A 19,950-nucleotide genomic window follows, 5' to 3' on the forward strand; every position below is an offset into this window, starting at 1 on the left:
CGTAGTTTTCCTCGGATAACATCGCTGTTGAACCAGGAAAAAGCTACGTGCTCCGATTTTTCGCCCGGCTGGAGGGAGAACGTAAAGCTAGGAAGGTTTGTTTTGTGGAGGACGTATACCACCCAGAAGGTGCTTCATATCACGATTGGTGATATTGGCTGGCCCGGCTCCGCAGGATGGCTGAAGAGTTGACCGCTACAATAGCCGATTATCTTCCCGAAAAGAAGGTCGAAGCCATGAGGGATAAAAATTCTCACTATGGCATGGTCTACCTCAAAGCCATCAATGAGCAGGTGCAATCTAGCAGGAATTCAAAACTGGAGGCGAAGCGGATCAAATTGCTAAAAGAAATTGAGCAATTGCATCCGCTGCTCGCCAAGAAGATTGTCGCCGCAACGGTCTACCAATTTTTTGCCCAATTTGACAATTGATTGGATTAACACCCCACGCGTGGGGTGTTGCTAAAGCCATGCCCCACTCCTTCTCCATCGAGAAGCGCCGGGAGAGACATTTTGTTATTTGCAAATGCTAACTCGGAGCGCGTAAACCCTCGCGAAAGCAGCGATATGTCGGAACTCAGCTTGGCAGGGGAGGGACATAGTGGCCGCGTCCGCCATGAAGATGCCACTCGCGCAGGACGATAAGCATGGAAGGAATGGAAGCGAGAGCCATCACGACCGCCCAGAGAAAGGCAAAGCGGTAATCGCTCCGCAGGGCATCCATGAGAAGGCCGGTCAGGAAATTGCTTGCGATCAGCGCACCGCAGCCGAAGACATTCAGGCCTCCGGAGAACTGGCCAAACTTTTCCGCCGGGAAGAGCTTCATCGAGCTCGCACGCTGGCAGAGCCCCCATGCCACTGCTGGCAGGGCATACGCCAGGGAGTAGATAAAGAACCCCAGCCAGCTACCCACAAACAGAAATGCCATCAGCTGGCTCACTATGATGAGGATGATGGAGATGAGCGCGATGTGCATGGGCGAGAACCGATCACAAAGCCATCCGGTGGGATAGAAAAACAACACAGAGATGGCTGAGGTCCACGCAAATACATGCCCCAGCTGCCCCATGTTCAAACCGAGCGACTCTCTTGCGAAAAGCGTGATGAAGTTATTCGCGCCGGTGGTCGCCGCGATCATCAGCAGGCAAGTCAGAAAGAAGTGCCGATAGAGCCGGATCTGCAGGCACTCCCGGAAGTAGGTGACGAAAGTTCTGGCGATTCCAGGCTGCTCCGACTTTTGCACGGGCGGGGGATATTCGCCTTCCTTCACTTTCATGCACATGAGGAAAAAGGCCACGATGTAGAATACGCCGACTCCGAGAAAGATGACCTGCCTGTGCTCAAGCAAATGCGGAAAGACAAACCAGAGAAACAAGGTTCCGCTGATGGCTCCCACGATGCTGAACCAGGCGAGAAAGCGTGACATCACGCTGAGCGGGACGACATCGCGCACCAGCCAGTTGTAGCCGTTGACCAGGACCATGTTAAAGAAGTGGAAGCTGACCACGAGCACACAAAGGAGACCCAGTGTCACGGTGCCAGCGGTCATGGTCGATGGCAGCAATCCTCCGGCCCATGAGTGGAGCCACTGACCCATCTCGGGAGCGAATCCCACACCGATGAGAGTCACAACCGTGAGCGGGGCAAAGACATAAAGGAGCGGAATACGTCGCCCGATCGGAGTACGGAGATTATCGCACCACTGGCTGATCATGGGCAGGAAGAGGACATTAACCAATCCCGCAAAGCTGCCGGTCATGATGCCGATCAGGGTATTGGAGGCATTCAACTCCTTCAGGAAGATGGGCATGAACCGTGCAAAGATCGACTCAAAGAACTGAAAGGCAAAGTCGCCCCAGAGAAGCCAGAGCGAGAGTATGAGTAGTCCCTTTTTGGAGTAGGTAAGACTTCCCGTCTTGTATTCGGTTACCGGAGTGGACGGAACGTTTGCCGTGGCTGTTTGCATGAGAGTTCAGTGCAGGGAGATGGTATTCTGGCGATCATCCATCAGGACGCCTGCGAATCTGCGGGCGGGAAGTCCCCTGGATGATCATTAACCTACGATCACCTCTCGACCACCCAACTCTCTTTCAACGCATCTCGTTGCATGCGTGGAATCTTGCCGGGGCCGTGCCGCCGAGGCGCTGTGGATCAGTTCTCCGAGATGCGAAACCCGCTCAGGAGCGGCGAACCCAGCTTATTTGATATCGAGATGATCACTTTCCCGCTGGCATCGGCGGTGGCCGTGAGCGACGCCGAGAATTCCTCTTCAGGAGTGGAGTCGGAAAACTGGAAGTCTTTGACCCACTCGATCGCGCAAAACTCACCGCCCTCTCCCGAGGTGATATCGGTAAGGGTTTGATTCCCGGACCGCGTGCTCGTGAAGGAGAAGAACTCGATCGTGTATTTCTTTCCCGCCTTCAAGCCGGTGATGGAAACGATCAGCGGGTTGCCATCGAGGCTGCAGATCGCATCATAGTACAAAGCGCCCAGGGGCAGGTTTGCCATCGAGGGGTCCACGGTACAGAGCCGCCCCGCTACCGGTCCGCTGTCGCTCTCGGATTTTCCCGTCGTGACAGATACGCCGAGCTGCGAGGGATAAAGGTTATCGGCTGGAGAAAAGGACGCGGCCACGGGTCCGTTGGCTTCGGTCATGCTGACATCGAAAGGCTGAAAGCCTGGCATGGTGGGACTTGCCGCGCCCTTCCCCTGAGCATTGAAATCCACGGCGAGAAGAGGAGTTTTGGCACAAAGGCTTCCAAGCGAAATGAGCGTACACAGGATGAGAACCAGAGCTTTCATGGGAAAAGGGGCGGTGGGAGTCGAGAAAACGTAGCCTCTAGTTTATCTCCGCTTCCCTCAGGATCAATCATCTCTCCACGCATGTCGTTGCAGAGAAAGTTTACGCAACGACATGCGTGGGCTGAATGTTGCCTCGATGCATGGCTTTTGGCACAGCTCGGTTCTCTGCCGGAGGAGATTCCCGGCGCTAATTTTCATGGCCCCTGCTAAACGTACTGCTAAATCAACTTTCGCCTCACGTGTCAGCGAAGTCCGCGCCGCTCACGAAAAGCTGCTTCGCCGACGCAATCCGGTTGATCTCACTTGGGACAACGGGGTGTACGAGCGTTTTCAAAACCCTGTGCTCACCGCTGCCCACGCGCCGATCGAGTGGCGCTATGACTTCGACCGCGAGGCAAATCCCTTTTTCATGGAGCGGCTCGGGATCAACGCCGCCCTGAACCCCGGCGCGTTTCTCTGGAAGGGTAAGGTCTGTCTCGTCGTGCGCGTGGAGGGCAATGATCGCAAGAGCTTCTTCGCCATCGCCGAGTCGCCCAATGGTATTGACAATTTCCGCTTCTGGCCGGAACCGCTCGATCTGCCGGAGATCAAGCCGGAGACGAATGTCTATGACATGCGCATCACCTTCCACGAGGATGGCTGGATTTACGGCACCTTTTGCTCCGAGTCTCGGGCCAGGAAGGTCGCGCCGACCGATTTGTCCTCCGCCGATGCCCAGGCGGGTATGGTTCGGACAAAGGATTTTAAGAAATGGGAGCGGCTTCCCAACCTGAAGACCCCGTCGAGCCAGCAGCGCAATGTCGTGCTGCACCCGGAGTTTGTGAAAGGTCAGTATGCCTTTTACACGCGCCCGATGGATGGATTCATCGATGTGGGTTCGGGCGGCGGCATCGGCTGGACGCTCTGCCGCGACATTACCTCAGGCAAGACCGGCAAGGAGGAGATCATCGACGAGCGCGCCTATCATACGATTAAGGAGGTCAAGAACGGCCAGGGACCGCCCCCGCTGAAGACGAAGCACGGCTGGCTCCACCTCGCCCACGGCGTGCGAGGTTGCGCCTCGGGATTGCGCTATGTGCTCTATGCCTTCATAACCGCGCTGGACGATCCAAAGAAGATCATCGCGCAACCCGGCGGGCATTTCCTTGCCCCGTACGAGGGCGAGCGCATCGGCGATGTTTCCAATGTCACCTTCACCAACGGCTGGGTCGAGTTGCCCGACGGCACGGTGCTCATCTACTACGGCGGCTCCGACACGCGCTGCTACGTGGCGCGCACCACGGTGGACAAACTCGTCGACTGGTGCCTGAACACCCCGGAGGACGGCCTGACCACGCGCCGTTGCCTTGATCAGCGTCTCGCCCTCATCCGGCGCAACCAGCAGATCCTCTCCGGGAAGAAATAGCCTTTCCTTGATGATTATTGGAACGAAGTTCCCATAGCCTGATGGTTCCTTTTCCGATCCGCCTCTAGTTTTTATTATGTCTTCATCGTCTTCCGTCCTTAAAGAACAGATCCAGACCCCGGTGATCCACGAGTGCGACCTTTGTGTGATCGGCGGGTCCTGCACCGGGCTTTTTGCCGCCATCCGCGCCGCACGCCTCGGCTTGAGCGTCGCGATCGTGGAGATGCAGAACTGCTTCGGCGGTGTTGCGACCAGCTCGATGGTGAACATCTGGCACAGCCTGCTCGACGCCGAGTATCGCGACACAATCATCGGCGGATTGACCGTCGAGGTAGTCGAGCGCCTTCAACGCCGCGAGGCGGTGCGCACTATCGAGAAAAACCATGGCGCCGCCTTCATCTTCAACTCCGAGGAGTTGAAAACCGATCTCGATGAGATCGCGCAGGAGCACGGGTTAAAAATCTATTTTCACACTCAGTTCGTCGCACCCTGGGTGGAAGATGGCAAACTCCAAGCCGTCGTCGTGGAAAACAAGTCGGGTCGCGGAGCCATCCGCGCCCGTTTCTTCATTGATGCCTCCGGGGATGCAGATCTCGCCCATCGTCTAGGGTTGGAGACCTACTTTGCCAACCACTGGCAACCCGCCACCACCTGCGCCAAGGTGTCCGGCTGGTCGACTCTGACGACGAACTTTCAGCGGGCGATCTATGAAAACGCCGAGGCCTTTGGAATTCCCGAGGGGTTTGCATGGGGGGCGACTGTTCCGGGGTCCGATATCTTTATGATGGCGGCAACACGTGTGCCCAAGGCCAACCCGGCCATCGCCGACGATCTGACAGCGGCGGAAATCGAAGGCCGTCGCCAGGTGCGGGCGCTCTTCGATATTTTCAAAAAGGTTTGTCCTGAGAATCAACTCGCCTTGCAGGCGCTGCCATCGCGAATCGGAGTGCGCGAGTCCCGACACGTGCGCTGCCTGCATCAGCTCAAGGGTGAGGAACTACTCTACGGACGGAGATTCCCCGATGCCATCGCCAATGGCTCCTACCGCGTCGACATTCATCATCAGGACAAACCGGGCAATACCTTCAAGTTTCTCGATGGACGCGAGGTGTACGAACGCCCCGGATTTCCAAATCAGCAAGGGCGCTGGCGACCGGAGACGGCGGAAAATCCGACGTTTTACCAGATCCCGTACCGCAGCATGGTGCCAAAGGACGGCCCGGACAATCTCCTCGTGGCTGGCCGCATGATCGATGCTGACGAAACCGCCCATGGCGCGATCCGCGTGATGGTGAATATGAATCAAGTCGGCGAAGCCGCTGGCGTGGCCGCAGTTCTCGCGCTCAAGGATGGCGTGGCCGCACGCGCCATCGATACCGATCGTCTTCGCAACACCCTGACCGATGGCGGCTCGGTCATCATCCCCAACTAAGTTTATGTCTCGTACTCCAGTGACCCTTACACGTCTCTCCACCACACCGATTCTCGAACCCCGCCCCGATGTCCAGTGGGAGCGCGGAGCGGTGCTCAACAGTGCCGTGTGGGAGGAGAATGGCACGACCTCTCTCCTCTATCGAGCCATCGATCACGAGACGGGGTGGACGCAGGAAAATCCCGAGGGCGGACGCTATTATACGAGCGTCGGCCTCGCTACGAGCGCGGATGGCATTCACTTCGACCGTCGCCCGGAACCGATTATTCCTTTCGGCTTCCTCGGCGGAACCTCCGAGGCTCAGGACTGTCGCATCGTGAAAATCGACGGCACCTATTACCTGACCTACTGCCTGTACGACCAGGACATCGGCCTGCCGAGCCCGGGATACTCGGTGTCGACAGATCTCATTCACTGGGAGCATCGCGGGGAGCTCGTCCCGTTCGCCGAGTTTGGGTACAATAAAAACGCCACCCTGTTCCCGGAGAGAATCGGTGGCAGATATGCCCTGCTCCACCGGCCCGAGGCTGCTGCCTTCCGTCATCTGCCGAAGCAACAGTTTGACTGGCGCACCTGGAGCCGCGGGCCGCTGACGAAGGAAGCCGACCTGCCAGGCGTAACCCTTTCCTTTTCCGATGACCTGAAGCACTGGACCGACACGACAGTGGTGATCAAGACGCGGGAAAACTCATGGGACGACGTGAAGGTCGGGCCGGGAGCTCCGCCGATTCGCACCTCGCAGGGATGGCTGAACGTCTACCATGCGGTGGACTCCGCGCACACCTATCGTCTTGGCCTGGCACTTCATGACATCAATGATCCCCGCATAGTCCTGAAGCGGCAGGATCATTGGATCCTCCAGCCCGAGCTGGACTGGGAAAAACACGGCGACGTGGACGGAGCCATCTTCACCTGCGGCGCCCTGCTGCGCGAGGGAAACATCCTGCGTGTCTACTACGCCGGCGCGGATACCAAGATCGGTGTCGCCGAGGCCTGCGTGGAGGACTTTCTGAAAAGCTAACGCCCTTACGATAAGCTGGAACCCGTCCCTCGGGGGCCTTTCCAGGCATGGAAAGGTCCTGCCACTGCAACACGATACCTTTCTTCCTTATGCGATTTCCTCTGTCTCTCACCCGAAAGTCAGCCTCTTTCCTGATCGCGGCTGCCGTGCTCTCTGGGGTTCTTTCCCTTCCATCTCCCGCTCGCGCGGGGATGCTTCAGCCGGGGGACTTTGTCGCCATTTGCGGAGACTCCATCACTGCCCAGAGGATCTACTCCGTCTATATGGAGGAGTACCTGATCCTTTGCCAGCCCGCTCCGGACCTTCAGGCACAGCAGTTCGGCTGGGGAGGAGAAAGCGCTCCGAGCTACCTGGACCGCATGGAAAACGACGTTATCGTCTTCCATCCCAATATCGTGACTCTGTGTTACGGGATGAATGATGGCCGGTACACGCCGGTGAACCCCGGCACCCTCGATACCTACCGCAATGCCATGACGAGCATCGTGGAGGGATTGAAGAAAGCAGGCGTGCGGAACATCGTGGTCGGCACGCCGGGCGCAGTCGATACGAATTCTTTCAAGAAACTCGACCCGGTCGTGTACAACAACACGCTCAAGGAACTCGGCAATGTCGCCCGCGACGTGGCGGAGAAGCAGGGCGTGGGATTTGCCGACGTCCACTCGGTCATGATCGAGGCCATGGCGAAAGCCAAGGCGAAGTACGGCGATAAATACAATGTCGCGGGCAATGACGGAATCCACCCGAACCGCAACGGCCACCTCATCATGGCCTATGCGTTTCTCAAGGCGCTGGGCTGCGACGGAGACATCGGCACCATCACGCTCGACATGAAGGACGGCAAAGCCGAGGCCACGGCAGGCCACAAGGTACTCGCCGCCGGGAAGGGCTTTGTGGAGGTCGAGTCGTCGCGCTATCCGTTTTGTTTTTCCGGCGATCCCGCCCAGCAGGAGTCGAATCTCGGCATGGCGGAGTTCATTCCCTTTAACAATGATCTCAACCGATTCAATCTCGTGGTAAAAAATCCCACCGGCAAAAGCGTGAAGGTCACGTGGGGACAGAGCACCAAAACCTTTTCCGCCGAGCAGGCCGCCTCCGGGATCAACCTCGCTGCCGAGTTCCCGGAGAATCCCTTCAGCAAGCCGTTTGCCGAGGCTGAAGCCAGGATTCGCGAGAAGCAGACCCTGGAGGGCGTGCTCTCGAAAGATCTCCTGCATTCCACGCCGTTGTGGGTCCAGAGCTTTCCCGATGAAAAGGAGACCTTTCAGAAGCTCGCCGCCAAGATCGTCGACCGCGCCGCCGCTCGTCGCAAACAATCGTCCCAGCTCGCTGTGCTGGTAAAGTACAAGATCGTCGTCGAGTCGCTATAAGGCGGCTCGCGAGACGGAGGCAGGCGACGGAGTGTTTGCCCGCCGACTGGCGGTTGTTATCGGGACGCCCAGACGAAGCTTTGCCGCAGAGGCAGATTTTCGGAGGAATTTCCGACGTGCGCAATGAACTCACCGTCTTCGACCACCCAGGACCGGCTCGCCTCATCGTAGAAGGACAGATCCCTGCGGGTGATGGCAAAAGCGACTCGCGTTGATTCGCCCGGCTCCAGAGACACCTTGGCAAAGCCTTTGAGCTCGATCCTGGGCCGAGGCACGGAGCACACGATATCTTCCAGGTAAAGCTGGACCACATCCTTGCCCGAGACCGGGCCGTTATTGGTTACGGTCACCTCGACCACGATCGACTCCGGACCGGGGACAATCGAAAGGTCGGCATAGGAGAAGCGCGTATAGCTCAGGCCATGGCCAAAACAGAAAAGAGGCTTCACATTGTGAGTGACATGATAGCGGTATCCGACCGTCAGGCCTTCACGGTAATGGCTGATGTCCGCTTGATAGGTGCCGAGATTGTTGTGGGCGGGCACATCCGCTAGCCGCCGGGGAAAGGTAAAGGGGAGTTTGCCCGAGGGATTGGTAATGCCGAAGAGCACCTCTGCCGCAGCCGTTCCGCCCTCCATCCCGTCGTACCAAAGCCAGAGGACGGCTTTCGCCTGCTCGATCCATGGCATCTCCACCGCAGACCCGCCGATGAAGGTCAGGACCGTGTCGGGATTGATCGTGAGGAGTTCTGCGATCAGTTCGTCCTGCCCGTCCGGGAGCGTGAGATCCTTGCGGTCACGCCCCTCAATGTCATCCATGTGGGTGAGTCCGCCGACGAATATCACCGCATCCGCCGAGCGCGCAAGAGCGAGAGCCTCATCACGGACGGAGCCGGTGTGCGACTGTCCGGGATGGGTCCAGCCAAATTTCACATAGGTGGCGTTGTCGCTTTTGCTATGACGCAGGGTGATGGCGACGACCTCGCCCTTGGTGAGCTGGAGGTCATACTTTTGAAGATGGCGTGTCGCGTCGCTCTCGGTACGGCAGACGGATTTTCCATTCACCAGTAGCTCGGCGATGCCATCTGTGACAAAACCAAACGCATATGCCCCGGTCTCCGGAGCAGTCAGCTCCGTCTGCCAGGTGATGCAAAAATTCTGCGGGTGAAAGCCGGAAGGCAGCGTATCGCTGAGATCGTGATAGGCGGCATTCTCCGCATAACCCGCGACGCCTGATCCGGCAAAGGAGCGACCATGTTGGTACAGCACTTTCCATCCGCGAACACCGGAACCCTCGTCAGCGGTGAACAGCAGTGGAGTGGAAATCGGCTCCAGTCCGTCGCGATTGTCCGGATAGCCTCGGGCATAAACCACCTCAACCGAATCCCCGAGCAGTCGGCGGATTCCTTCGAGCGGCGTGATTTCGTAAAGGGTTTTTACCCCGGAACTGTTTCCTCCGGCGGCATGGCGGATCGCGGCATTCTCGCCGATCACGGCGAGGCGGCGGATCTTTTTGGAATCGAGCGGCAGTAGGTCGCCCTCGTTTTTCAGCAAAACGACTGCCTCGCGGGCGCAGTCTAGTGCTGCGCGCTGATGCTCAGGGGTATTGCGGGAGCCCGCCTTGCGGTGGGCATCAAACACCCCGGCGAGGTACATCACCCGGAGGGTGCGGCGGACCTTGTCATCAAGCTCAGCCATCGAGTATCGACCGGAGCGCAGCCCATCCAGATAGGCTCGGGCCAGGAAGAAGTCGTCAAAGGATGCGACATTCGTGCCCATCTCGATGTCGGTGCCGCAGCGCGCCGCCTCCTCGGTGGAGGTCACTCCTGCCCAGTCGCTGATAAAGGCGCCCTGAAAGCCCCACTCCGTTTTGAGCACCTCATTGACGAGATAGGCATGGTGACAGCAGTGTTGCCCGCGGAACTTGTTGTAAGCACCCATGACCGTGAGCACTCCGCCGTCTCGCACTGCGGCCTCAAAGCCCGGAAGGTACAGCTCGCGCAACGTACGCTCATCCATCTCCACGTCAGTGCCCGTGCGGTTGAGCTCCTGGTTGTTGGCGGCGTAGTGTTTCGCGCAGGCGGCGACGTCCTGTTCCTGGATGGCGCGAATGGCCGGGACGACCAACTCCCTCACGAGATAGGGATCCTCGCTGTAATACTCAAAGTTGCGTCCGCAGAGCGGAGTACGGATGATGTTGAGTCCCGGCCCAAGGATCACATCCTTGCCGCGATGACGCGCCTCCGAGCCGAGGACCGCCCCTGCCTGCGCCATTAGCTCACGATTCCAGGTCGCGGCCTGGGCGGTGCCAGTGGGCAGATAGGTGGAGTGATCGTCGTCACATCCCGCCGGCTCCCAGGAAGTCTTGCTGATCTCATGTCGTACGCCATGCGGGCCGTCGGACATTTCAAAGACGGGGATGCCCAGGCGCTCGACGGGATTCACTCCAAACTTCGACCCGGAGTGGCAGAGAGACACCTTCTCCTCGAGCGTCAAGGCACGCAGGGTGTTTTCGACAAAGGCTTCCGCAGTCTGGGTACGGTCATTCATGGGACGAGGTAATATTGATCTCCGGTACGCGCCCGGGCTCAGTTGGCTTTGAGCAAAACAGTACGGATGCCGAACGGACGATGCCAGGCTATTGTCGCGACGGGGTCCTCCAGCAGGTTCACATCCCCGGCGAATGCGAGCGCGGACTTGGGCGTGACCGCCAGGGGCGATGCGCTGCCCGCCGCATCATAGAGACGTACGACGATCCCTTCGCCAGACTCGGCCACCTTGACTGTTTCGATGATGTGATCGGGGTGCGGCTCGGCGATCAGCGATTCCGCAATCCGGGTCGCGCCCTCATGCGCCAGCAGCGGCGTGTTCAACTCGTAGGCCGGACGTACCACTGCTTCCACGGAGAAGCCGCTAACATGAGGCAGTAGCGAATACGTAAAGGTATGCACTCCGGCATCACCGCGCGGATCAGGATGTCCGCCACCCTTCAGGAGCGACAGGCGAATGCGGCTGCCGAGAACGGAAAGGCCGTATTTTCCATCATTGAGCAAAGCGACGCCGAAGGCGGATTCCGAAAGATCGGACCATTTGTGCTGACTGACCTCGAAGCGCGCGCGATCCTCGGCGAAATTGCGGTGAGTGCCGCGCTGGAGATGGCCAAACTGAATCTCGTGCCGGGCGTTCGGCGAGTGAACAGCCAGTTCAAACTCGACCCCGAGATAACGGTGGGGCTCGGCCCAATCGACCACCGTCTCAAAGTCTACTTGCGCGGTGTGCGCGTGGACGACGATGTCCTGGGTGATCCGGGAACGTCGACCGAGCGTGATCGAGCGCCGCAGGCGGGCTTGCAACGGTCCGCAGGCCACGAGAGATAACTCGGCGGGCGAATCCAGCGGCGCGAGCTTGTGCTCGAGATCGGAATCGATGTCCCAGTTGTCCCATTGAGCCGGGATGTCCTCGCCAAAGACCAGGGTATTGAGCGGGTTCTTGCCCTCCGTGCGCAGTTCGCGCCCGCTGGAGCGATCCAGCCACGAGACGATGCGTCCGGCGTGATCAAATTTCAGGACGGCATGCGGAGTCTCCAGCGTATCATCGGCAAAGCGGAATGGTGGTGACTGATCCTCTTCCGGTAATCCGACCTCAAGGACGCGTGCTCCGAGCGGTGGGAGATCGATCCGGCCGAGAACACGGCGGCGCTCGCCCCATGGTGTTTCGACCATTTGTGAGGCGACACCAAGCGGGCAGGGGAGGTCTGCCGAGATCCATCCCGTACGGCGAGTCCAGCCCAGCGTATTATGAATGCTGATCGTCCCGGAGTTTTCGTCGGAAAGCGTACTGAGGAGTTCGCCTGCGTAGGCGCGACAGTCCGCAACCAACGAGGTGAGTTCGCGGATCGCCTGATCGTGGACGGCCGGAATGGAAGTTCCTGGCAGAATATCGTGGAATTGGTTCAGCAGGAGCACGCGCCAGAGCTCATCGAGACGCGCAGCATCGGGTTCCTGGCCGGCGAGGCTGGCTCGCGCTGCGCAGTAATCGAGATTGCGCAGGGCAAACTCCGCGGCGCGGACGAGGCGCTTGATGGCCGCTTGCTGGGTGAGCGTTCCGCGATGGCCTTCAAAGTAAAGCTCGCCCACATACAGCGGGGCGCGCGGGCTGTCATCCCGCAGATGCGTCATGAATTCGCTCACCGTAGTGTACTCGGCCCGGGGGCAACCTTCGAGATCCTTCACCCGCCGCGCTAGCTCGAGCATTTCAAAATCCGGGCCGCCTCCGCCATCGCCGCGTCCGAAGGAAATGAGCCGCGCTTGGTTCACATCGGGGTGCCGTACGCAGTTCTCGGTCTTGCGAAAGTCCTTCGGTCCGGTGCCCGCGAGTTTGTTAATCAACGTCCCGGGGTCGGGTGCGCAATGAATGTCGTTGAAGTGCGTGAAAACGCGTGTGCCGTCGATACCCTCCCACCAGAAGGTGTCGTAGGGAAAGCTGTTGGTATCGTTCCAGGTCAGCTTGGTCGTGAGAAAGTACTGGATACCGCAACCGGCGAGAATCTGCGGCAACGCGGCGGAATACCCAAAGGTGTCCGGCAGCCAGAACGTATCGGAGGTGTAGTTGAAATGCTTGCGGGTGAAGCGGCGTCCGACGAGGAACTGGCGGATCAAGGCCTCGCCCCCGGCGAGATTCACATCGGGCTCGATCCACACGCCGCCGTTGGGTTCCCAGCGACCTTCCGCGACGCGCTGCTTGATCCCCTCAAAGACATCGGGGTACCCCTCGCGCATGAAGTCTGCATGCAGTGCCGAGCTCTGGACGAAACGGTACTCCGGATACTGCTCCATCAGCCGCAGGACATTGGAGTAGGTGCGGGCGCACTTGCGCTTCGCCTCCGCGACCGTCCAAAGCCAGGCGGTATCCATATGCGAGTGGCCGATCAAACCGGCGCGGGGAGCGACGTCCCCGTTGCGGCAAGCCAGCTCGGGCGCGAGGATTTCCCGGGCGCGGCGTACTCCTGCCCGCCAATCGTCCTCCAAAACCTCGCCCGGTTCTTCCCACAGGACGGCGTAAACTTCATCCAGCGCGGCCAGCAGGCGACCTTTGCGAAAGCTTCGGTCGGAGAGTGCCTCGGCCAGCGTGCGGATCGTGTGCAAATCGACGACAAAGTCCTTCACCTCCTCATCCCGCGTGGCGACATGCAGGCCCTTGAAGCACCTGATGAAAGGCGGACGGTAGGCATCCTGCGTGTGCACGGAATCCCCAGGGTGTGCGCCCACGATGGGATGACCGGCATAGGCTTCCAGCAGGATTTCGAAAACCTTTCCTGCACGAGGCGACTGCGCGATCATCAGAGCCCGGTGGTCGCCGCGCTGCCACTTGTAGTCTGCGTGGTTAAAGATCCCGCAGGCCTTGCCGTTGACAAAGAGCAGGCTTTCGCAGCCCCCGGTTTCAGCCACGAGATAGACCGGCCCGTCATAGTCGCGGTCGGCAGTCCATTCCGTGCGGAACCACGCGCTGCCACCTTCGCATCCCCAGGTCTGTCCTGCCTGATACGGGTTCCAGGTCTGTTCCCCGCCAGCCGCAGGCGGAGGAGTGAGATGGTCGGAGGTTTCGAAAAACGAGCCTTCGAGCTCACGGGAGGGGCGATGAATCAGATTGCGATAGGTGGCTTCGATGCGGGCCAGCTTCGCGAGGGTTTGCGGCGAGGAGATCACAGTTTGGAAAGAGAGATGACGAAGGGAGAAATTGACTCATCCCGGGCAGAGCGTCGTGCCTGGCGGGGCGGTGCCGCCGCTTGCAGGGATGCCGGTTATTTGGTCCCCGGCATCCCCGTTTCAAAGGACGTCAGGAAGGGCTTACGCGCGGCGGCGGCGATAGGCGATCATCGCGCCGGTCAACGCCATGCCGAGGATCATGGTGCCGATGGTGGACGGTTCGGGTACGGTCACTGCGAGGGTTCCCGAGGTGTAAAGCGACGAGGTATCCCAGGTCAGGCCGCCGCTGAGTGTCGGCAGGAGGATGTCCGCAAAGGTGCCGGAGATGGCGATATTCCCGCCCGAGATATTCTCAAACAGATGGAGGACATCCCCGTTGACCCAGGTGTAGGCGCCCTTGTCGGTTAGGCTCAGGGTGATGTTGTTGGCGTTGAGGCTGGCGAGCTTCACGATGTCGTAGGTATTGCTCGCTCCGCCGACATCGAAGACAAAGGTGGATGCGGACGATGCGCTTACAGGTCCATTGAGGAGCAGCGTGCCGATGTTGCCCGTACCGGCCGCGCCTGCATTGAGCGTACCGGAGGAGCTGAAGGTGAAGCCTGTGGTGGAGGTGATTCTGCCGGTACCGGCCAGCGTACCGCCCGAGATCACATAGGCTCCAGCGCCGGTGTGGGTGCCGTTAACCGCCAGAGTGCCGCCGGAGACGGTCGTCACGCCAGTGTAGGTATTGGTTCCGGAGAGCGTGAGGGAATGCGCTCCGGCCTTGGTTAGCGAGAGAACCGGGTGATTGCCAGACGTACCATTGGAAATGGTACCCGAAAATGTTGAGTCAGTGCCGCCGCCGGGTCCATTGCTGGGGTCGATGGTCAGAGTGGGATCGAAGTTACCGCTGCCGTCTACTGTGATAGAGGACAGGGACGAAGTTGACGAAATGCCTGCCACCGTTTGCCCAACCGATTTCAGGACCAGTGAGGCAGTGTCGCTACCGAAGATCACGGTCGTGTTCGTAGGCAACGCATTGGCAGCTTTCGTAAACAGGGAGCCGGAGGCGATGGTCGTATTGCCCGTGTAGGTATTTGCACCGTTCAGGTTGAGAATGTCGTTCCCGGCTTTGGTCAAGCCATTGGAACCCGTGATTGTTGAGAATATGTTGCTGCTGCCACCGCCTGCTGCCGTGATGGTTCCATTGATGGTGATCGTGCCGCCAGTGATAGTATAGCCCTTGGTATTGAAGGTGAGGTTGTTCACCGTAATTGGCGTTCCCAAGGTAACAGTACCTGCTGTTCCGCCAAAGATTGCGCTGTCATTGTTAGCGTTGGTCCAAACGGAGTCCGTCGAACCGTTGCTCCAGAAGGAGCTCGTCGTATTCCAGGTGCCGCTGCCTCCTGCCGGGCTGGTGGGCACTCCGGTCGGATCCCAGGTGAGGTTGGCCGCTTGAGCGGAAGAGAAGAGCGCAGGCAGGACGACTGCCGCCGTGAGGGGGAGAATGCGTAGAGAGGATGGGAGCTTCGTCATACTCCCACCGCTATTAACCCCATTCGTGACGCGAACTACCATTTTGTCACGCATGACGTTGCGTAAATGCACGCAATATTGCACATCTCCGCAACGAGATGCGGGACCTTCCCATTGCGCGGAGGAAACGAGAAATTACCCTTTTGAAAAATGGCCTCCTCACTCTTCTCCCTGCGCTGCGTGCTCATCGCGCTTGCCCTGCCTGCTGTCCTCACCGTCTCAAACCTTCATGCAGACCCGGAGAAGGGCTTTTTCCTGAAGAACGGAGATCGCGTCGTCTTCTACGGCGACAGCATCACGGATCAGCGGCTGTATACGAGTTTCGTTGAGACCTACGTTCTTACTCGTTTCCCGACGATGGACATCACTTTCGTCCACTCGGGATGGGGAGGGGATACCGTCGCCGGAGGCAAGACGAGCGGCAGCATCGATACCCGCCTGGAGCGCGACGTCTTCGTTTACAAGCCCACCGTCATGACCGTGATGCTCGGGATGAACGACGGACGGTATCGCCCCTTTGACCAGCAGCTTTTCGACGCCTATCGCACGGGAATGGCTTCCATCGTGGAAAAGGCGAGGGAGCGTTTCCCTGACATTCGTATCACGCTGCTTCGTCCCACTCCCTACGACGAAGTCACCCGCGGTCTCGATGGCAAGGTTGCGGGCGGCTACAATCCCGTCCTCATTCGCTTCGGTGATGCGGTGCAAAAGATCGCCGAGGATAACAACCAGACCGTCATCGACCTGAACGCCCCCATGGTCGCGCTGCTGGAAAAGGCAAAATCACTCGATGCTCCCGTTTCCGAGAAAATCATTCCCGACCACATCCACCCCCTCAAGGCAGGGCAGCTTGCGATGGCTTTCGAACTGCTTCGCGCCTGGAACGCTCCGTCTCTCGTCACCGATGTCGGCATCGACGTGGCGAACCGCAAGTTTACCGCCGCAGCCAACACCAAAGCGACGGATCTCGCCATCGCGGATGGCAAGATTTCATGGACCCAGCTCGATGATGCCCTTCCCATGCCGGTGGACCGTGAGAACCCGGAAACGGCGCTCGTGCTCCGCTGCATCGACTTCGACGGTTTGCTCGATCAGCAGACGCTTCGCGTCACCGGTGCCGATGGTCCCGCTTACCGCCTCCTCATCGATGGCCAGACAATGGGCGAGTTCACCAGTGCCCAGCTTTCCGAGGGTATCAACCTCGCCAAGCTCCCCACTCCGATGATCGCCCAGGCGGAAAAGGTTCACGATCTGACCTTGAAGCGCACTGCGCTGGTTCAAACCCGCCGCAACACCTTCCAGGTTCCCTATGCCAATAGTGAAGAGCCGATCAAGGGCAACCTCGAGCGGCTTATGGGCTCGCTCGATGACGCCGCGGAGTCGGCGCGCTCCATCCAGCGCCAGATGGCGGTTCCCGTTCCTCATCGCTACGAGCTAGTGCCTGTCTCCAGTCCCGCCCCGGAAAAGACCGCGGCCCGATAAAATATGAGTTCGCTCCCGAGCGGAGGATTGGCGAGATCATGCAACGACATGCGTAAGGTGCGTGTTGCTGCCGTCAAATCCATGAGCCACGTTCACACCGCAGCCAAGAACAAGCTCCCTGAGTTCCACTCGTCCGCCTGCATGGCGAGATGAGCTCTCAGGACTTCCCCAGTTATCCCACCTGAATAATCCGACTGCTTCGACACTCAAGCCGTACACCAGTTCCGCCATGATCCGATCCCATCTCAAGCGCCTCCTCCCTCGTTTCCTTGCCCTGCTTTGCCTTGCCGCCGCACCTGCCACGGCACAAACGAAGCCGGTTGCTGCACCAGTCGCTACACCTTCTCCCGCTGAAGACGCCATATGGCTGAAAGTAAAGGGCGATCAGATCGTTACCTCTCCGCTCAGCGAAGGGGGAGAAAAACCATTCATCCCGGTTGGGATCGGCTATTGCCGAGATGTCATCATCAAAGCCCAGGACGACGCGGTGATGAAGTTTTGCAAGGACCGGCACCTCAATACGGTGAGGCTTTCCTTTTACCTTCTCAACTTCAATGGCAAGAAGGACCGGCCTATCGATGTCGAGGCCCACATCCGAGATTTCATCGATCCTGTCGTTGAGGCGGCACGCAGGCACAAGATGTATGTGATCCTGGATGATCACGAGTACCTGAGCGCGCCGATCGATGAAGCCACCGCTCGCGAGAAGCAGAACGCAAAGATCTGGGATGAAGCCACCATCCAAAAGTGGATCGACGGATGGGTGGCGGTCGCCACGCACTACCGCGACAACCCTTATGTGCTCGGGTACGAACTGATGAATGAGCCGCACGATATCACCCCGCAGGCCGCGCGAGACGCCTTGACCCGCTGCCTGAAAGCGATTCGTGAGGTGGACAAAAAGCACATCGTTCTCCTTGGAAATAACAACTGGTCCCACTCCCGTTCGATGGAAAAAACCTGGGGAGAAACTGCCTCTACCGTCGATGCGCCTTACAACAACGTCGTTTTTGCCTTCCACGATTATCCCGAGGATGATCACCCGTGGAAGGTTGAAAAGAACATCACCGCGTTCCGGGATAAACATAATGTCCCCGTGCTTTGCACGGAATTCGGCGCCACGCATTGGAACAAGAGCGAGACCGTATGCCGGGAATTTGAGACGGGCATGGTGACTGTCTTTGCCAAGGAGAACGTCGGCTGGATGATATGGGCGCTTGGCAAGCTCGAGGACAATCCCCGCAACTCCTACAATGAAGTGGACAAAGTCGGCATGGGCCCTCCGCGCCAGTATGATTCCTGCGCCTACAGCGACATCTGGATCCCGGCGGCCCGCATCCTGGCCAGTCCATTTCCGGAGCCTGCCGGGGCAGCCGCAGCTAAATAGTCAAAATAACGGCGCCGACTGCTCTTTATCGATGCCAGCTCCCCGAATCCTTATCGAAATGAAAAAATATCGCGTATTGTTCCTTGTCCTGCTGCTGCCAATGATCGCGCGCTGCGAGGAGCCTATTGTTGAGTTGTTTCCACCGACCGTGACCTCAAAATACAAGGGAGGCTGCGGCACGTTTGGGAAGGCAAGCGTCGAGCCGCGGCAGGGTGAAGCACCGATTAATCTCACGGTCACCGCCTGGAAGTCTGGAATCATGTGGTGGTTCGCCAACCATACCCAGATACCTCGTGGAGCTGTCGAGTCTTGGGGGAACTATGCCATCCGGGTCGAGTTTCGAATGCTGGACAACGCCCAAAACGTCACGGTAAAGGCCTCCTGGAGAGGCGTGGCTGAGCCAGCGATATTCTCGGAGCAGACAATGGCCTCCGTGGATGTCGAGGCTAATGCCTGGACTGCGATCACCCTTCCTGCGCCGGACATTTCGGCTTGGGACGCTGATCGTATCAATGGGCTCGGTCTGGAGTTTCCTGAAGGGCATTACGAGATACGCAAAATCGATATCGTCCCGGCGCCCTGACCATCCTTTCCAAAAGGAAATAACTTTCCATTTCGGCTGTGGAACTCTTGCGAGGCGTTCCACGGTGCGGTATTTTTTCCTGCCTCCCAGGCTTGAGACCGCCGCATGCCCTCGAATACCCCTACCCAGAAAGACATTGCTGAGGCCGCAAGAGTTTCCGGATCGACTGTCAGCCGAGCTTTGCGCAATGATCCCACCATTCCCTCGGAGACCCGCGAGAGAATCATGCGCGTGGCGCGGGATCTCGGCTATCGCCCAAACCCATTCGTTAACGCGAACATGCTCAATGTTCGACGTCCCAATCGCAAACACACAAAAGCGATCCTGGCCTACATCACCCCGATTCCCCTCAACGAATATTTCGCGATCGTTCCGCAGAGGGAAATCTCCTACAACGGCGCCTGCAAGCGGGCCGACGAACTCGGCTTTCAGGTCGATCCCGTGCCGATCAAGGAGAACGGCGTCTACCTGAGCAGCAGGCGGTGCACGGAGATCCTGCTGGCCCGGGGCGTTCAGGGGATCGTTTTTGCCATGTTTGAGAATCCCTATGTTCGCTTCCATCTGGACTGGGATCGTTTTGCCGTCGCCACCCACGATTTTCGCATGGTTCAGCCGCGCTTTTCCGAGGCTGGGTCGAACCACTATCTGAATACCCAAAAGATCCTCCGCAACCTCAACCACCTCCGTTACAAACGAATCGGCCTGGCCATTCCTGCCCGGGCCGATCGATACACGCAGGGAGCCTTTAGCGCGGCGTTTTGCCTCTACCGGGACACTCAGCCGAAGGTTAATCAGATCGCGCGGTTCACCCCCAGCGCGCTGAAGGATTGGAACCGTGAAAATTTCCTCAGCTGGTACAAGAAGGCGAAACCGGATGCGATCATCTGCATCTCAGACGACATCCTGAGCTGGCTTCAGGACGCCGGAGTGAGTGTGCCTCAGGATGTCGGCCTGGCCAGTCTGGCCTGGGAGCGCGAAAAAGAGCCTGCCGGCTGGAGCGGGATATACCAGCAGCACGAAATGGTCGGAGCCGCAGCTGTCCAGCTCGTTGTCGATCAGCTGATGCTAAACGAGCGCGGAAAGCCCCGCTATCCCAAAACCATCCTCATCGACGGCGAATGGGTCCCCGGGAGTACTCTTTGCCAGCAGGGACTCTGAACGCCTTCTGCGAGTTCTCCCGTCGAACATTGCGTGGTAATCCAGCAGCCCGTGACCCTCTTTTACGCAACGACATGCATAAACCGCCGGTT

Annotated in this window: 14 protein-coding genes; 9 read left to right on the forward strand and 5 right to left on the reverse strand. The window is 58.8% G+C overall.

Translation table 11 applies throughout. The annotated features are described in order from the left end of the window. The first annotated feature begins 176 nt into the window (after positions 1–176). Complete coding sequence (locus tag TSACC_RS19100) at positions 177–431, forward strand: hypothetical protein (RefSeq protein WP_075081059.1); 255 nt, start codon at positions 177–179, stop codon at positions 429–431. 145 nt (positions 432–576) lie between these two features. Here the strand turns inward: TSACC_RS19100 and TSACC_RS19105 are convergent, their stop codons facing one another. Together TSACC_RS19105 and TSACC_RS19110 are read right to left on the reverse strand one after the other, a co-directional pair. Further along, entirely contained in the window at positions 577–1,965 is a 1,389-nt protein-coding gene (locus tag TSACC_RS19105) for an MFS transporter (RefSeq protein WP_075081060.1), read from the reverse strand. 185 nt (positions 1,966–2,150) lie between these two features. Further along, positions 2,151–2,801, reverse strand: a complete 651-nt coding sequence (locus tag TSACC_RS19110; protein ID WP_075081061.1) for a hypothetical protein — start codon at positions 2,799–2,801, stop codon at positions 2,151–2,153. A 196-nt stretch (positions 2,802–2,997) separates the two neighbouring features. On the opposite strand from TSACC_RS19110, the gene TSACC_RS19115 reads away from it, so the two are divergent. From TSACC_RS19115 to TSACC_RS19130, 4 genes are all read left to right on the forward strand, one after another. After that, complete coding sequence (locus TSACC_RS19115; RefSeq protein ID WP_075081062.1) at positions 2,998–4,206, forward strand: glycoside hydrolase family 130 protein; 1,209 nt, start codon at positions 2,998–3,000, stop codon at positions 4,204–4,206. Between the two features lie 76 nt (positions 4,207–4,282). After that, the gene (locus TSACC_RS19120) at positions 4,283–5,638 is read left to right on the forward strand and encodes an FAD-dependent oxidoreductase (protein WP_075081063.1); all 1,356 of its coding nucleotides are present in this window, start codon (positions 4,283–4,285) and stop codon (positions 5,636–5,638) included. Positions 5,639–5,642: 4 nt separating this feature from the next. Further along, positions 5,643–6,659 (forward strand): glycoside hydrolase family 130 protein, encoded by a 1,017-nt coding sequence (locus TSACC_RS19125; RefSeq protein ID WP_169809710.1) that lies wholly within the window; start codon positions 5,643–5,645, stop codon positions 6,657–6,659. An 89-nt stretch (positions 6,660–6,748) separates the two neighbouring features. Next, positions 6,749–8,029 (forward strand): SGNH/GDSL hydrolase family protein, encoded by a 1,281-nt coding sequence (locus TSACC_RS19130; RefSeq protein ID WP_075081065.1) that lies wholly within the window; start codon positions 6,749–6,751, stop codon positions 8,027–8,029. A 56-nt stretch (positions 8,030–8,085) separates the two neighbouring features. On the opposite strand, the gene TSACC_RS19135 is transcribed toward TSACC_RS19130, so the two are convergent. The 3 genes from TSACC_RS19135 to TSACC_RS19145 form a co-directional block, all read right to left on the reverse strand. Continuing rightward, on the reverse strand, positions 8,086–10,578 hold the full coding sequence (locus TSACC_RS19135; protein WP_075081066.1) for a beta-glucosidase H: 2,493 nt from the start codon (positions 10,576–10,578) through the stop codon (positions 8,086–8,088). A 38-nt stretch (positions 10,579–10,616) separates the two neighbouring features. Next, positions 10,617–13,733 (reverse strand): alpha-mannosidase, encoded by a 3,117-nt coding sequence (locus TSACC_RS19140; RefSeq protein WP_075081067.1) that lies wholly within the window; start codon positions 13,731–13,733, stop codon positions 10,617–10,619. Positions 13,734–13,874: 141 nt separating this feature from the next. Then, positions 13,875–15,248 (reverse strand): autotransporter-associated beta strand repeat-containing protein, encoded by a 1,374-nt coding sequence (locus TSACC_RS19145; RefSeq protein ID WP_075081068.1) that lies wholly within the window; start codon positions 15,246–15,248, stop codon positions 13,875–13,877. A 150-nt stretch (positions 15,249–15,398) separates the two neighbouring features. Between TSACC_RS19145 and TSACC_RS19150 the strand changes: the two genes are divergently transcribed. The 4 genes from TSACC_RS19150 (at position 15,399) to TSACC_RS19165 (ending at position 19,858) form a co-directional block, all read left to right on the forward strand. Then, positions 15,399–16,730: an SGNH/GDSL hydrolase family protein gene (locus tag TSACC_RS19150; protein WP_075081069.1), complete on the forward strand. Its 1,332-nt coding sequence runs from the start codon at positions 15,399–15,401 to the stop codon at positions 16,728–16,730. Between the two features lie 229 nt (positions 16,731–16,959). Then, positions 16,960–18,117 carry a glycoside hydrolase family 5 protein gene (locus TSACC_RS19155; RefSeq protein WP_075081070.1) on the forward strand — a complete coding sequence of 386 codons (1,158 nt, stop codon included), beginning with the start codon at positions 16,960–16,962 and terminating at the stop codon, positions 18,115–18,117. Positions 18,118–18,175: 58 nt separating this feature from the next. Further along, positions 18,176–18,700, forward strand: a complete 525-nt coding sequence (locus tag TSACC_RS19160; protein WP_153811534.1) for a hypothetical protein — start codon at positions 18,176–18,178, stop codon at positions 18,698–18,700. A gap of 105 nt (positions 18,701–18,805) precedes the next feature. Next, positions 18,806–19,858 carry a LacI family DNA-binding transcriptional regulator gene (locus TSACC_RS19165; RefSeq protein WP_075081072.1) on the forward strand — a complete coding sequence of 351 codons (1,053 nt, stop codon included), beginning with the start codon at positions 18,806–18,808 and terminating at the stop codon, positions 19,856–19,858. The last annotated feature ends 92 nt before the right edge of the window (positions 19,859–19,950 follow it).

The sequence above is a fragment of the Terrimicrobium sacchariphilum genome (assembly GCF_001613545.1).
Classification (GTDB): domain Bacteria; phylum Verrucomicrobiota; class Verrucomicrobiia; order Chthoniobacterales; family Terrimicrobiaceae; genus Terrimicrobium; species Terrimicrobium sacchariphilum.

What these genes read in the sequence shown, in the direction of transcription:
- TSACC_RS19105 (WP_075081060.1), bottom strand. Translation starts at nt 1,965, where the DNA reads ATGCAAACAGCCACGGCAAACGTTCCGTCCACTCCGGTAACCGAATAC.
- TSACC_RS19120 (WP_075081063.1), top strand. Translation starts at nt 4,283, where the DNA reads ATGTCTTCATCGTCTTCCGTCCTTAAAGAACAGATCCAGACCCCGGTG.
- TSACC_RS19115 (WP_075081062.1), top strand. Translation starts at nt 2,998, where the DNA reads ATGGCCCCTGCTAAACGTACTGCTAAATCAACTTTCGCCTCACGTGTC.
- TSACC_RS19130 (WP_075081065.1), top strand. Translation starts at nt 6,749, where the DNA reads ATGCGATTTCCTCTGTCTCTCACCCGAAAGTCAGCCTCTTTCCTGATC.
- TSACC_RS19110 (WP_075081061.1), bottom strand. Translation starts at nt 2,801, where the DNA reads ATGAAAGCTCTGGTTCTCATCCTGTGTACGCTCATTTCGCTTGGAAGC.
- TSACC_RS19145 (WP_075081068.1), bottom strand. Translation starts at nt 15,248, where the DNA reads ATGACGAAGCTCCCATCCTCTCTACGCATTCTCCCCCTCACGGCGGCA.
- TSACC_RS19125 (WP_169809710.1), top strand. Translation starts at nt 5,643, where the DNA reads ATGTCTCGTACTCCAGTGACCCTTACACGTCTCTCCACCACACCGATT.
- TSACC_RS19160 (WP_153811534.1), top strand. Translation starts at nt 18,176, where the DNA reads ATGAAAAAATATCGCGTATTGTTCCTTGTCCTGCTGCTGCCAATGATC.
- TSACC_RS19155 (WP_075081070.1), top strand. Translation starts at nt 16,960, where the DNA reads ATGATCCGATCCCATCTCAAGCGCCTCCTCCCTCGTTTCCTTGCCCTG.
- TSACC_RS19135 (WP_075081066.1), bottom strand. Translation starts at nt 10,578, where the DNA reads ATGAATGACCGTACCCAGACTGCGGAAGCCTTTGTCGAAAACACCCTG.
- TSACC_RS19165 (WP_075081072.1), top strand. Translation starts at nt 18,806, where the DNA reads ATGCCCTCGAATACCCCTACCCAGAAAGACATTGCTGAGGCCGCAAGA.
- TSACC_RS19100 (WP_075081059.1), top strand. Translation starts at nt 177, where the DNA reads ATGGCTGAAGAGTTGACCGCTACAATAGCCGATTATCTTCCCGAAAAG.
- TSACC_RS19150 (WP_075081069.1), top strand. Translation starts at nt 15,399, where the DNA reads ATGGCCTCCTCACTCTTCTCCCTGCGCTGCGTGCTCATCGCGCTTGCC.